This is a genomic window from Micromonospora sp. D93 (assembly GCF_018070365.1).
Lineage (GTDB): Bacteria > Actinomycetota > Actinomycetes > Mycobacteriales > Micromonosporaceae > Micromonospora > Micromonospora ureilytica.
The window spans coordinates 1-12,566 of the sequence record NZ_JAGPXW010000055.1; the positions used below are offsets into that span (position 1 = coordinate 1).

Below are 12,566 nucleotides of genomic sequence, written 5' to 3' on the forward strand. Positions count from 1 at the left end.
GGCCGTCCTCGGTCGGTGGCACGACGCCAGCCGGCGCGCCGTCGAAGCGGGCCGGGCCGGGGGCGACCGGTGCTCCGGCGGCCCGCGCGGGGTCGGGTGTCGGGCCGGCGGCGCGCCGACCGGCGGGCGTGCCGTCGGCGGGCGGCCGGGCGCGGCCGGGCTCGACCGGCTGCTCCGGGCCGGGTCGGCGGCCCGGCGGGCCAGCGTCCGGACGGCGCAGCGGCGGCATCGCGTCGGGATGCCCACCGGGTGCGGCGGGGTCCTGGTGACGGCCCGGCGGAACAGCACCGTCCGGATGACGGCCCGGCGGAACAGCGGCGTCCGGACGACGGCCCGACGCAGCGGCGGAGTCCGGGCGACGACCGGCCGGGGCGCCCGCGGTCGGTGGGCCCGAGGGTGGACCGGGAGGGGCCGCCGCACCGCGGGAGCGGACCGGGCCGCCGGGGGCGTCCGGTGCGGGGCGAGGCCCCTGCGGACCGGCCGGGTCACCCCCGCCCGGGCGAGCGGGGGGTGACGACTGCGGTACGGCAGCGCGGGCGCCGGGCACCTGTTGCACGCCGCGGCGCGGCGGCGGCCCGGGTGCGCCGGGGCCCGCGGCGGGTGGCCGGTCATCCGGGCGGCGGCCCGCTGGCGGCGTCTCACCCGGCCAGGGGCCGTCGACCGGCCGACGGGCGGCGGCGCCCGGGTCACCCTGGCGCGGGGCCGGCGGCGTCGAGGACTCCGGCGCACTGCCGCGCGCGCCGGCCGGCTCTGCCGGCAAACGGGGGGTGGGCTGTGCCGGCGGCCCGGAAGGGTCTGCCGGCGGCATGCCCGCGCGGGGCCGGTTCGGCTCCGCCGGTGCGCCGTCCGGGCCCAACTCGGTGCGTTGCTCCTTGGCCGAGCGCAGGTCGTCGATCCAGCCGAACTCCTCGCCGGCGACCGGCTCCGCCGGCTCGGGCTCAGCCGCCCGGCCGCGACCCCAACGGCGGGTCTTGGCGCGGGGATCGCGCCGCTCGTCCGGGCCCTCGTCGTCCGGGCGGTCCCCACCACGCGATCTCACTGTTGACCCTCTCCTGCGGCGTCGGTGCCGCTGTCCTGCATCGTGCCGGGGGCACCCGTGCCGGTCGTCGGACGGACGGCCCCCGGGGATAGCGCTGGCGCGGTCTGCGCCGTTACGGACGGCTCGGATGTCGACGTCTCCGGTCGGGCGGCCGGGGCCGGCAGACCACGCACGATCCGGCGTAGCAGCGGCAGCCGACTGGCCACCGACCGTTCCGCGCCGTGCGGACTGGGCTGGTAGTAGTCGGTGCCCACCAGGTCGTCCGGGACGTACTGCTGGGTGACCACGCCGCGCTGGTCGTCGTGCGGGTAGCGGTAGCCGGTCCCGTGGCCCAACCCTCGGGCGCCGGAGTAGTGCGCGTCGCGCAGCCCCCGCGGCACCGACCCACCGCGACCGGCCCGGACGTCGGCGATAGCGGCGCCGATGGCGGTGGTCGCCGAGTTCGACTTGGGCGCGGTGGCCAGGTGGATCACCGCCTGGGCGAGGTTGAGCTGCGCCTCGGGCAGCCCGACGTACTCGACCGCGTGCGCGGCGGCGGTCGCGACGCTCAGCGCCCCGGGATCGGCCATGCCCACGTCCTCGCTGGCGAAGATGACCAGACGACGGGCGATGAACCGGGCGTCCTCACCGGCGACCAGCATGCGGGCCAGCCAGTGCACGGCCGCGTCCACGTCCGAGCCGCGCATGCTCTTGATGAAGGCGCTGACCACGTCGTAGTGGGCGTCGCCGTCGCGGTCGTAACGCACCGCCGCCACGTCGACCGCCTGCTCGGCGGTGGCGAGGTCGATCCGCCCGCTGCCGAGGGCCGTGGCGGAGGCCGCCGCCGCCTCCAGGGCGGTGAGTGCCTTACGGACGTCACCGGCGGCCAGTCGGACCAGGTGGTCCTCGGCCTCGGTGGTCAGGGCGAGTGCGCCGTCCAGGCCACGCTTGTCGGCGACCGCGCGGCGCAGCAGGCCCCGTACCGCCTCGTCGTCCAACGGTTGCAGGGTGAGCAACACGCACCGCGACAGCAGCGGTGAGATGACCGAGAAGTACGGGTTCTCGGTGGTCGCCGCCAGCAGGGTGACAGTACGGTCCTCGACGGCGGCGAGCAGCGAATCCTGTTGGGTCTTGCTGAACCGGTGCACCTCGTCGATGAAGAGCACTGTCTGCGGGCCGCCGGAACGGCGCTGGCGGCGAGCCGCCTCGATCACCGCCCGGACGTCCTTCACACCTGCGGAGAGCGCCGACATGGCGACGAAGCGGCGGTCGGTCGCCCCGGCCACCAGGTGCGCGATGGTGGTCTTGCCGCTGCCCGGCGGGCCCCAGAGGATCACCGACATCGGAGCCCCGCCGGAGACGAGTTGCCGCAGGGGTGCGCCGGGAGCGAGCAGATGCTCCTGCCCGACCAACTCGTCGAGGGTCACCGGGCGCATCCGGACGGGCAGGGGCGAATCGTCGGCCACCGCGGTGAAGCCGTCGACACCGGCGGGATCGTCGGGCGCGCTGCGCGACCCGGCGGGTTCACCGAGGGAGAAGAGGGCGTCGGACTCCATCACGAAGACAGTACCGGGCCGGGCCCACGACGCCGGAATCGCGCCGCGGGCCCGCCACCGGTGATCGGTTCCGGTCAGCCACGCCCGGGGCGACGGCCCCGGTACCAGCGGCCACCGCCACCGCCGCCACCGCCGCGCGGACCGCTGCCCACGCCGGCCAGGTAGAGCGAGAGGAGAAGCAACCCGATGAGTACGAGGGTGTTCCAGTTGAACAGGTCGGGTGCGCCGAAGTCGGTGCCGAGCAGGTCGAGCAGCAGGGCAAAGCCAAAAACGATGGCCGCGAGAATGGCGAGCATGTCGGTCCTCCGGTGGGGGTTCCCAGTAGGTCGGCGCGTGATGTACCCAATCGGTCGACTCGCCAATCTCCACGGTGGAGGTGGCCACGCCGCGACGGCCCGGCGGAGGCATTCGACAGTCCACTCCTAGGCTGGACAGCATGATCATCGACGACCGGGTACTCCAGGACCGGAGCGCCATCCTGGCCGCCGTCGGCCATCACCCGTTCGCCCGGCACGCGCTCGGGCGGGCCGTGCCGGCGCACGCATACCGGCGTGATGGCGCCGTGTTGTGGCTGGTCCCGCCCGAGCACGGACCGGCCGGCTGCGCGATCGGCCCGGCCGAACCGGCGCTGGAGATCTGTGTCGCGCTCGCCGCCGACGGGATGCTCCAGCCCGGACAACGGCTGCACCTGCCTCGACACGATCGCGGTCTGCTCGCCGACCGGTTGACGGTGGCCGAGCACAGCGACTGGGACTTCCACTGGATTGACACGCCGCCACCGGCGCAGCCGGACGAGCAGTCGGTGCTACGCCTCACCGACGCCGACCAGCTGGCGCTGGCGGCGCTCGTCGAAGAGTCGTTCCCCACCAGCACCTCTCGGCCGGGCGACCCACGGGTGGTCGACTGGTACGGCATCCGGGCCGGCGACCGGTTGGTGGCGTGCGGCGCGGACCGCAGCCAGGGTGACATCGGCTTCCTCGCCGGCCTGACCGTCGCCCCCGACCAACGAGGTCGAGGGCTGGGCGCGGCCCTGACCGCCGGGATGACCCGGGCTCTGCTGACGCGCCACGACACCGTTGGCCTCGGCGTCTACTCGCACAATGTCGGTGCGGCGCGGCTCTACCGTCGCCTCGGCTACACCAACACTCTCCCGCTCAGCTCGATCCGCCTCGCCTGACCGGCGGCAAGGGCCCCTCGCGAACGAGGGGCCCTTGCTCAGCGGTCGGCGGCGGGAACCGGAACCGCGGTCGGCTCCACAACCGGGGCGGCCCGACGGCCGGCCAGCCAGGCAGGCAGGTAGAGCGGTGCGGCGACGGCCAACACCACAGCGCCGACCACCATCGCGGTGCTGATACTCGTGGCGGCGGCGAGCGCTGTCAGCACCACCCCGCCGAGCGCGCCGGCCGGCTGCGCCATCATCGAGTTCAGCGAGAGCACGCTGGTCCGGTACGGGCCGTCGACCTGCCGGTGCAGCAGCCCACTGTGCAACGGGTTGGACGCGCCGTGCACGGCGTAGCAGGCCAGGTAGGCCACCAGCACGCCGATCGGCCCGGCGAACAACCCCATCCCGACCACCGTCACGCCCTGGAGGATGCGCAGCAGGGCCGCGCCCGCAGGGGCGCCGAACCAGCGCAGCAGCAGTGGGGTCAGTGCCGCACCGGCGGCCGAGGCGATCCAGGCGGCCGAGTTCGCCGGCCCGAGCAGCGCCGCCGCGCGTTCCGGGTTACCGATCACCTCGGCGAGCCGGACCGGCAGGAGCGACTCGAAGGTGACCATGCCGAAGCCCCAGAACAGCTCGACGGCCACCAACGCCAGCAGCACCCGGGAGCGGCGCAGCAGCCCGACGGCCTGGCCGATCATCCGGGGCGCCTGGGCCACCGAGGCCCGCAGCGCCGCGAACCCGGTGGCCGGCCGCTCCTCGACGAGCAGCACGACAAGCGCGACGAGCGCCCCCGCCTGCGCGACGATGGCGGCCAGCACGGGCACCGTGAGCGCGGTGACCGGGCCGAGCGGGCCGAGCGCGATGAGACCGCCGCTGAGCAGGGCGCCCGCGCCAATGGCCCCACCGACGACGGTGCCGGCGTACCCGAGGCCGCGCTCGTACTCGGCCTCCGGGTCGGCGGTCAGGGTGGCGTCGACGTACCAGGATTCCAACGGGCCGCTGTCCAGCGCTCGATAGACGCCCTGCAGGGCCCAGACCACGAAGAACAGCCAGAACGAGTCGGCCACCGCGAACAGCGCCAGCGAGGCGAGGTTGAGCACTCCGGCGGCGAGCAGCACCGGTCGGCGGCCGAGCGCGTCGGCGAGCCCGCCGGTGGGCAACTCCAGGGCCAACACCAGCAGCCCCTGCGCCGTGCCGACCAGCCCGATCTGTGGCAGCGACAGGCCGCGCTCCTGCATCAGCAGGATCATCACCGGGATCATCAGACCCGTGGGCAGCCAACGCAGACCGTAGAGCGTGAGGTAACGACGCCGAACCTGACGTACGGTCAGCGCGCTCATGCCAGACCCTCGCGCAACGGGTAGGCCGCCATGAACACCTGTATCGGCTTGGCCTCCGGGTCGACGGCGTCGGTGGAGTCGGCCTCGCGGTGGTAGCGCTCCAGCAACTGCCACATCTCCGTCTTGAGTTCCTCCAGCCGGGCCGGCGGGATGGTCATGAAGATGTCGCTCATGCCGAAGCCGTCCCGCCAGGCCGGGGACCACTCGTGCTGGGTCGCGAACCAGCGCTCGGCGGTCTCGACGAGGAGCCGCACCTGGTCGCCCTGGATCCACTCGATCGCGGCCCGTGCGTCGGGGTCGTCGTCGAAGTCGGTCGGCTCCCAGTTGGTGACGTCGTGAGCCGCCTGCCACCACCGCTGCCGCCCACCGCCCCGGTCGGGATCCTCGATGACCAGCCCGACCTCGGCGAGTTGCCGCAGGTGGTAACTGGTAGCGCCGGTGTTGGTGCCGAGCAGTTCCGCGAGGGTGGTGGCGGTGGCAGGCCCCTTCACACGCAGGGCGCCCACCAGCCGCATCCGTAGCGGGTGTGCCAGCACCCGGACCTGCCGCTTGTCGATCCGCACCTCGCGCGGTGCCGGCCGCGGGGTCGCTTCATCGTTCGCCATGACCGCACACTATCTCTGCACACTTTCTATGCACAAGAGTTGTGCATAGAAAGTGTGCATGATTCTCAGGGTGCCAGGAGTTCGCGTACCCCCCGCAGTCGGGTCCGCAGCAGGCCGGCGGCGCGAGAGCTGTCGAGGCGTACGTCGAGGGGGCGGACCAGGCCGGTGTCCGCGCTGGTGGTGGTCTTCAACCCGGTCGGGTCCAGGCCGTCCCGCCCGGCGACCAACAGGCCCAGCTCCGCCCGGCTGACCGCGTCGGGGCCGGCCACGTTGAGCAGACCGGCGTACGACGAGGCGACCATTTCCAGCACGGCGTCAGCCAGGTCGGCGACGTCGATCGGGCAGCGCAGTTCGTCGCTGAACAGGGTGGCCCGGCCGGCGAGGGCGTCCCGGCAGAGCTGGATCTGCTTGCTGCCCTCCCCCATGATCAGGGAGGTCCGCACCAGGGCCGCGCCCGGATCGATCGCCCGCACGGCGGTCTCGGCGGCGGCCTTCGCGGCACCGTACGCGTGCACCGGCGTGGGTGGTTCGTCGTCGGCGTACGGCACGTGTCGTCCGGCGTGCAGCGCGTCACTGGACACGTGCACCAGCCGGGCACCCACCTCGGCGGCGGCGAGCGCCACGTGCGCGGCACCGTCGGCGGTGACCGCCCAGTCCCCGTACCGATAGGGGGTGCCGACCACGGCGTCCGGCCGCACCTCGGCGACCAGCGCGCGCACGGCGGCCCGGTCGGTCACGTCCAGTCGACGTGCCGCGACACCCGGCACGGCGATCTCCCTGGAGTGAAAGGTCCCAACAACCGACCACCCGGCCCCGACGCCCCGGAGACAAACCGTCCGCCCGAGTAACCCACTACCCCCGACAACAAGCACCCGCATCCCAGCCCACTCCCCTGCCACCGCCACCGTCGATCATGAGGTTAACGAGCGACACGCCGAGGCGTGGACTCGTCAACCTCATGATCGACGGCGCGAGGAGGGGTCAGACCGGGTCTGCTACCGGGGCTGCGGGGCCTGCCGTTCCGGTGTGGGCGGCGGGCGTCGGCTTGGGCTTGGCGTCGATGCCGGCCTCGGCGCGCTGCTGGGCGGTGATCGGGGTGGGTGCACTGGTCAGCGGGTCGAAGCCACCGCGGGTCTTCGGGAAGGCGATGACCTCGCGGATGGAGTCGGCACCGGCGAGCAGCATGCAGACCCGGTCCCAGCCGAAGGCGATGCCGCCGTGCGGCGGGGCGCCGTACTTGAACGCCTCCAGCAGGAAGCCGAACTTGTCCTGCGCCTCCTCGGGAGTGATGCCGAGCAGGTCGAAGACCCGCTTCTGCACGTCACCCCGGTGGATACGGATCGACCCGCCGCCGATCTCGTTGCCGTTGCAGACGATGTCGTACGCGTACGCCAGGGCCCGGTCCGGAGCCTCCTCGAACCGGTCGACCCACTCCGAGTTCGGCGAGGTGAACGGGTGGTGCACGGCCGTCCAACCGCCCTCGTCCGTGCGTTCGAACATCGGCGCGTCGACCACCCAGCAGAACGCCCAGGCGCTCTCGTCGATCAGGCCGGACCGCTTGGCGATCTCGACGCGGGCCGCACCGAGCAGCTCCTGTGCCTCCCGGGTGGTGGCGCTCGCCGCGAAGAACACCGCGTCACCCGGCTTGGCGCCGACCGCGTCGGCGAGCCCGCCCAGGTGCTCGGCGGAGAGGTTCTTCGCCACCGGGCCGCGCGCCTCGCCGGTCTCGGCGTCCAACACCACGTACGCAAGGCCGCGGGCGCCACGCGCCTTCGCCCAGTCCTGCCAGCCGTCCAACTCCTTGCGGCTCTGCGCCGCGCCGCCCGGCATCACCACCGCGCCGACGTAGCCGCCCGCGTCGATCGCCCCGGCGAAGACCCGGAACTCGGTGCCGCGCAGATACTCGGTCAGCTCGGTCAGCTCGACGCCGTAGCGCAGGTCCGGCTTGTCCGACCCGTACCGGGCCATCGCGTCGTGCCAGGTGATCCGCGGGATCGGTCGGGTGATCTCGTGCCCGGCCAGGTCCTTCCAGAGTGACGAGACGATCGCCTCGCCGAGGTCGATCACGTCGTCCTCGGTGACGAACGACATCTCGATGTCGAGCTGAGTGAACTCCGGCTGCCGGTCGGCGCGGAAGTCCTCGTCACGGTAGCAGCGGGCGATCTGGTAGTACCGCTCCATGCCGCCGACCATCAGCAACTGCTTGAACAGCTGCGGCGACTGCGGCAGCGCGTACCAGCTGCCGGGCTGCAGGCGCACCGGCACCAGGAAGTCGCGGGCGCCCTCCGGCGTCGACCGGGTCAGCGTCGGCGTCTCGATCTCCAGGAAGTCCCGCTCGTGCAGCACGCCCCGGGCGAGCTGGCTGGCGCGCGAGCGCAGCCGCAGCGCGTTCGCCGGGCCACTGCGGCGCAGGTCCAGGTAGCGGTACCGGAGTCGGATGTCGTCGCCGGCCTCGATCTGGTCGTCCACCGGCAGCGGGAGCGGCGCCGCCTCGGAGAGCACCTCCAGCTCGACCGCTGTCACCTCCACCTCACCGGTGGGCAGCTCCGGGTTCTCGTTGCCGTCCGGCCGGCGGGTCACCTCGCCGACGACCTTCACGCAGAACTCGTTGCGCAGCGCGTGCGCGTCCTCCTCGCGGAACACCACCTGGACAACACCGGAGCCGTCGCGCAGGTCGACGAAGATGACCCCGCCGTGGTCGCGGCGGCGGGCCACCCAGCCGGCGAGCGTCACCGTCGAGCCGGCGTCCGCGGCGCGCAGGCTTCCGGCATTGTGGGTACGGATCACGGCTGGCAACTCCTCATCGTGGAACAGTCCTCACCGGCATTCTGTCAGGGGTGGCCGCCCCGCCTCCGGGCACCCGGCAGGCCGGCACGATTCGCTGGTGGGGTGGACCGGCGAACCCGACTCCCCCGGCAGCCGCGCCGGTTAACGTGGCGAAATGCGGCCCGTACCGAACTGGGCCGTCGCCACGGCGGCGGCGGCACCCGTGCTGCTGGTGGCCGGTTGGACGGTGGCGCAGGCCCGACAACCCGTCGGGTACGACCCGGTCCGCGACACCATCAGCGAGCTGGCGGGGCAGGACGCCACCGACGCCTGGATCATGGTGGTGGCCCTGGTGCTGCTCGGCTGCTGTTACCTGTCGGTCGCCGCCGTCCTGCACGCGGCCGGGCTGCCCAGCCGTTTCCTGCTCGCGATCGGTGGCGTGGCCACCATCGCGCTTGTCGCGTTTCCCCGGCCGCCGGTCGGCGGCTCGCTCAGCCACGGCATCGCGGCGACGGTGGCGGTCCTCGCCCTGGTGCTCTGGCCGGCCGGCTCGGCACTGCGGCTGCCGCGCGGCCACGACACCGCGCACCCCACCCGACCGGAGCCGCCCTGGGCGTTCCGCCGGGCGGTGGGGCTGAGCGCCACGCTCGTGCTGCTGGCGCTGTTCGGCTGGTGCGCGTTCGAGGTGACCAGCGGGTCCCGCACCGGGCTGGCCGAGCGGGTGACGGCGGTGGCGGTCTCCCTCTGGCCGCTACTGGCGGTTGTCTCCGCCCGGCAGGCGCACCTCGCCTGGTCGACCGGCGGCACCGTACGCGTCGGCCCGGACCTGCCGACCATCGGCGTCGTACCCCCGGATCCTCTCGGCCCACCGAGTGGGCCCGCTCCCGGGCGACCCGACCGACTGCCGTGAGTCGTTGCCCCGCCTGCTCTGGTGTCCGCGACGTCGGACCGTCGGCTCGCGCGCGGCCCGGGAACTCCGCTCGTCGTCCCGCTAGGATCGCCCGATGTCCGCCGTTCCCCGTTGGGCCCTGCTGTCCGCCGGCGGCGCACCGCTGTTCCTCATCGGCGGCTGGACACTGGCGCAGGCCGCCCAGTCCGACGGATTCGACCCGGTGCGGCAGACCATCAGCGCGCTCGCCGCCACCGGTGCCGACCACCGCTGGATCATGACGATCGGGCTGGCCGGCCTCGGCCTCTGTCACCTGACGACCGCGCTCGGCCTGGTCAGCGCCGCGCCTGCGGGCCGAGGGCTGCTCGCGCTGGGTGGGCTGGCGACAGTGGTCCTGGTCGCGTTCCCGCAGAACCCGGGCGGCGGCTCGACGACGCACGCCGTGGCCGCAGGTGTGGCGTTCGGGGCGTTGGCCGTCTGGCCGGCCCTGGCGGTGCCCCGTCGAGCGACGCCGTCCCTCGACCGGGAGCACCGGCACCCGCCGGCTCCCGTACGCCGGCTGGCGCTCACGGCGGCGGCGCTCCTCCTCGGGCTGGTCGGCTGGTTCGGCGTCGAGTTCTTCACCGACGGGACATGGGTCGGGCTGACGGAGCGGCTGGCGGCGGCGGCCGAGGCGGGCGTACCGCTGGCCGCCGTGCTGGTCTCCCGGCGGCGGCCGAAACCGTCCGGGGCCGGCTGACCGCCACCGTGAGCCGCGCGGTGCCGGCGGGTTCGGTGGCCGTCAACGCGACGCGGGCCGCCGGAGTGTTCCGGCGGCCCGCGAGCGGTGCGTGGATCAGAAGACGCTGACGCCGTAGCGGCTGAGCGCCTCGGTGACCGGCTGGAAGTAGGTCGTGCCACCGGTGCGGCAGTTGCCGCTACCACCGGAGGTCATGCCCAGGGCGGTGCCGCCGGCGAAGAGCGAGCCGCCGCTGTCGCCCGGCTCGGCGCAGACGTTGGTGCGGATCAGACCGGAGACCGAGCCCTCGGCGTAGTTCACAGTGGCGTTTGTCGCGTTCACCGTGCCGCCGCGCAGCCCGGTGGTGCTGCCGGAGCGCTGCACCGACTGGCCGACGGAGGCGTTGCCAGCACCGGTGATGTCCCGGTAGCTGCCGTTGTAGAGGTAGACGTTGCCGGCGGCGTTGGCCGAGTTGCTGTGCCGCACGATGCCGTAGTCGTTGCCCGGGAAGCTGGTGCCGGTACGGGTCCCGATCAGCGCGGTCTGGGCGGAGTTCGAGTACCAGCTGGCCGAGATGTTGGTGCAGTGCCCGGCCGTCAGGAAGTAGTAGGTGCTGCCACTGCGCACGTTGAAGCCGAGCGAGCAACGCCCGCCCCCGCCGGCGTAGATGGCCTGGCCGCCGGAGATCCGGGTGCTCAGCACGCCCGCCTCGGCCTCGACCCGGACCGCGCCGTTGGCCCGCGCGGCGGCGGCCTTGACCCGCTCCAGCTTGGCCCCGGTGACGGTGCTGTCGACGGAGACGACGACCTGGTTGGTGACCGGGTCGCTCCACCAGGCGGTGCCCGGGATCTTCGCGGAGCGCTCCAGGTCGGCCGTGGCCATGTTGAGCTCGGCGGCGCCGCGGGTGACGTAGCGGACGACGGCGCCGGCCTTGCTCGCCTTGCTGGCGGCGGCCGCGTCGGTCACCGTGACGACGGATTTGCCGCTGGCGTCGATGTACGAGCCGGCGGAACGGTCGCCGAGTTCCGCGGAGATCGCGGCGGCGGTGTCGGGCGACGCGGCGGGAGCGGCCTGAGCGGGCGCGCCGATGAGCGAGCCGACGACCAGGGTTCCGGAAACGGCGACTGTAGCCGCAACACGGAATGAGGACCTCGTGGGTCGCATGTAACAAACCTCCTGGGCGGGGGAGCGGGTCTGCCGGGGGCGGCTGACCCGAGGGCAACCCGGCCGATCTGGGGAAACCGGCCGGATGAGAGTGAAGTATTCACATCCTTAAGATCATTGACAAGGCTTGGATTCGCCCGGATTTACCGATCTTGATCGGCCACCTGGCCGCAACACCTCTGACACGCTGATGAACAGCCACCGTCACACCCAACCGAGATGAGATCCACTGTGGACGGACACGGCCATCGATTGCTGTCGGCGTTGGCGGCGGGACGGGCCCCGCGCGTCAGGGGGTACGGCGACGGGCGCCGGGGCCCGGACTGGGTACCACGTCGCGTGGCCGGGCCACGTCGTGCCCGTCGGCGCAGCGCAGTTCGGCGCGCACCTCGGCGCCGCAGTCGCGGTGGGTGACGCTGAGCGGCGGGCCCTCCGCGTCGGCGAGGTACCGGTCGCCCCATCCGAGGACGGCGACCAACACCGGCCACAGGTCCAGGCCCTTCTCCGTCAGCCGGTACTCGTGGCGCAGCCGACTGCCGGGCTCCCGGTACGGTTCGCGACTCAACACGCCCTGCTCCACCAGGCTGGCGAGCCGGTTGGTCAGCACCTGACGCGGAATGCCGGTGCGCACCCGCATGTCGTCGAAGCGGCGTACGCCGGTGAACACCTCGCGGAGTACCACAAGCGTCCACCGCTCACCGAGGATCTCCATCGCGCGGGCGATGGTGCAGTTCTCCACTGACCAGTCCAGAGCCGCGGGTCGCATTCGACCAGGCTAGATCTCGTTGACAGACTCAGCAACCTGCTGCCAGGCTGCGTCCATGACGCAGACGCAGGAACCAGTGCGCAGCCGTACCTTCTCCTGGGCGGACCCGTCGGTCAACGCCGCCCAGGTCGGTCAACGTGGCGGCCTCGACATGCTCCGGGCGATGATCGCCGGCGAACTGGCCGCGCCGCCGGTGATGCACCTTCTCGACATGAGCCGGATGGAAGCCGACGAGGGTCGGGTCGTCGTCGAGTTGACTCCGCAGGAGTTCCACTACAACCCGCTCGGCAGCGTCCACGGTGGCGTGCTCTCGACCCTGCTGGACACCGCCGCGGCGTGCGCCGTGCACACCACCCTGCCCGCCGGCGTCGGCTACACCTCGCTGGACCTCAACGTGAAGTTCCTCCGCCCGGTCACCGTCGACAGCGGCACCCTGCGCTGCGAGGGCACGGTGCTGCAACGCGGCCGCCGCACGGCCCTGGCCGAGGCCCGCATCACCGACGCCAGCGCCCGCCTGATAGCCCACGCCACCAGCACCTGCCTCCTCCTCCCCCTCCCGCTCCCCTAGCCCCCACCCACCCC

Annotated in this window: 12 protein-coding genes and 1 pseudogene; 4 read left to right on the plus strand and 9 right to left on the minus strand. The window is 73.2% G+C overall.

Annotated elements, in window-relative coordinates; translation table 11 throughout:
• The 3 genes and pseudogenes from KBX71_RS33280 to KBX71_RS33290 form a co-directional block, all read right to left on the minus strand.
• Positions 1 to 1,039 (minus strand): annotated as a pseudogene (locus KBX71_RS33280) (hypothetical protein); the annotation flags it as partial.
• A complete protein-coding gene (locus KBX71_RS33285; protein ID WP_210821653.1) occupies positions 1,036 to 2,574 on the minus strand; it encodes a replication-associated recombination protein A in 1,539 nt (512 codons plus the stop codon). The pseudogene KBX71_RS33280 and the gene KBX71_RS33285, both read right to left, overlap by 4 nt.
• A gap of 74 nt (positions 2,575 to 2,648) precedes the next feature.
• Positions 2,649 to 2,870 (minus strand): hypothetical protein, encoded by a 222-nt coding sequence (locus KBX71_RS33290; RefSeq protein ID WP_210784931.1) that lies wholly within the window; start codon positions 2,868 to 2,870, stop codon positions 2,649 to 2,651.
• A 140-nt stretch (positions 2,871 to 3,010) separates the two neighbouring features.
• On the opposite strand from KBX71_RS33290, the gene KBX71_RS33295 reads away from it, so the two are divergent.
• Entirely contained in the window at positions 3,011 to 3,751 is a 741-nt protein-coding gene (locus KBX71_RS33295; protein ID WP_210821654.1) for a GNAT family N-acetyltransferase, read from the plus strand.
• A gap of 38 nt (positions 3,752 to 3,789) precedes the next feature.
• On the opposite strand, the gene KBX71_RS33300 is transcribed toward KBX71_RS33295, so the two are convergent.
• The 4 genes from KBX71_RS33300 to aspS form a co-directional block, all read right to left on the minus strand.
• Positions 3,790 to 5,076 carry an MFS transporter gene (locus KBX71_RS33300; RefSeq protein WP_210821655.1) on the minus strand — a complete coding sequence of 429 codons (1,287 nt, stop codon included), beginning with the start codon at positions 5,074 to 5,076 and terminating at the stop codon, positions 3,790 to 3,792.
• On the minus strand, positions 5,073 to 5,681 hold the full coding sequence (locus tag KBX71_RS33305) for a helix-turn-helix domain-containing protein (protein ID WP_210821656.1): 609 nt from the start codon (positions 5,679 to 5,681) through the stop codon (positions 5,073 to 5,075). Before KBX71_RS33305 ends, KBX71_RS33300 begins: the two co-directional genes overlap by 4 nt.
• A 65-nt stretch (positions 5,682 to 5,746) precedes the next feature.
• Positions 5,747 to 6,559, minus strand: a complete 813-nt coding sequence (locus tag KBX71_RS33310) for a sugar nucleotide-binding protein (protein ID WP_210821657.1) — start codon at positions 6,557 to 6,559, stop codon at positions 5,747 to 5,749.
• Positions 6,560 to 6,662: 103 nt separating this feature from the next.
• On the minus strand, positions 6,663 to 8,468 hold the full coding sequence (gene aspS / locus KBX71_RS33315; protein WP_210821658.1) for an aspartate--tRNA ligase: 1,806 nt from the start codon (positions 8,466 to 8,468) through the stop codon (positions 6,663 to 6,665).
• Between the two features lie 154 nt (positions 8,469 to 8,622).
• Here aspS and KBX71_RS33320 point away from each other — a divergent pair, with 154 nt between their 5' ends.
• Together KBX71_RS33320 and KBX71_RS33325 are read left to right on the plus strand one after the other, a co-directional pair.
• Positions 8,623 to 9,357: a DUF998 domain-containing protein gene (locus tag KBX71_RS33320; RefSeq protein WP_124821637.1), complete on the plus strand. Its 735-nt coding sequence runs from the start codon at positions 8,623 to 8,625 to the stop codon at positions 9,355 to 9,357.
• 94 nt (positions 9,358 to 9,451) lie between these two features.
• Entirely contained in the window at positions 9,452 to 10,075 is a 624-nt protein-coding gene (locus KBX71_RS33325; RefSeq protein WP_210821659.1) for a DUF998 domain-containing protein, read from the plus strand.
• Positions 10,076 to 10,171: 96 nt separating this feature from the next.
• On the opposite strand, the gene KBX71_RS33330 is transcribed toward KBX71_RS33325, so the two are convergent.
• A complete protein-coding gene (locus KBX71_RS33330) occupies positions 10,172 to 11,218 on the minus strand; it encodes a S1 family peptidase (RefSeq protein ID WP_210821660.1) in 1,047 nt (348 codons plus the stop codon).
• 289 nt (positions 11,219 to 11,507) lie between these two features.
• A complete protein-coding gene (locus KBX71_RS33335; RefSeq protein WP_210821661.1) occupies positions 11,508 to 11,984 on the minus strand; it encodes a helix-turn-helix domain-containing protein in 477 nt (158 codons plus the stop codon).
• A gap of 55 nt (positions 11,985 to 12,039) precedes the next feature.
• Between KBX71_RS33335 and KBX71_RS33340 the strand changes: the two genes are divergently transcribed.
• Positions 12,040 to 12,552 (plus strand): PaaI family thioesterase, encoded by a 513-nt coding sequence (locus tag KBX71_RS33340; RefSeq protein WP_210821662.1) that lies wholly within the window; start codon positions 12,040 to 12,042, stop codon positions 12,550 to 12,552.
• Positions 12,553 to 12,566 lie beyond the last annotated feature (14 nt).

Bases quoted from the DNA above. Each gene is read 5' to 3' on its own strand.
- KBX71_RS33285 (WP_210821653.1), bottom strand. From the start codon at position 2,574: ATGGAGTCCGACGCCCTCTTCTCCCTCGGTGAACCCGCCGGGTCGCGC.
- KBX71_RS33290 (WP_210784931.1), bottom strand. From the start codon at position 2,870: ATGCTCGCCATTCTCGCGGCCATCGTTTTTGGCTTTGCCCTGCTGCTC.
- KBX71_RS33295 (WP_210821654.1), top strand. From the start codon at position 3,011: ATGATCATCGACGACCGGGTACTCCAGGACCGGAGCGCCATCCTGGCC.
- KBX71_RS33300 (WP_210821655.1), bottom strand. From the start codon at position 5,076: ATGAGCGCGCTGACCGTACGTCAGGTTCGGCGTCGTTACCTCACGCTC.
- KBX71_RS33305 (WP_210821656.1), bottom strand. From the start codon at position 5,681: ATGGCGAACGATGAAGCGACCCCGCGGCCGGCACCGCGCGAGGTGCGG.
- KBX71_RS33310 (WP_210821657.1), bottom strand. From the start codon at position 6,559: ATGCGGGTGCTTGTTGTCGGGGGTAGTGGGTTACTCGGGCGGACGGTT.
- KBX71_RS33320 (WP_124821637.1), top strand. From the start codon at position 8,623: ATGCGGCCCGTACCGAACTGGGCCGTCGCCACGGCGGCGGCGGCACCC.
- KBX71_RS33325 (WP_210821659.1), top strand. From the start codon at position 9,452: ATGTCCGCCGTTCCCCGTTGGGCCCTGCTGTCCGCCGGCGGCGCACCG.
- KBX71_RS33330 (WP_210821660.1), bottom strand. From the start codon at position 11,218: ATGCGACCCACGAGGTCCTCATTCCGTGTTGCGGCTACAGTCGCCGTT.
- KBX71_RS33335 (WP_210821661.1), bottom strand. From the start codon at position 11,984: ATGCGACCCGCGGCTCTGGACTGGTCAGTGGAGAACTGCACCATCGCC.
- KBX71_RS33340 (WP_210821662.1), top strand. From the start codon at position 12,040: ATGACGCAGACGCAGGAACCAGTGCGCAGCCGTACCTTCTCCTGGGCG.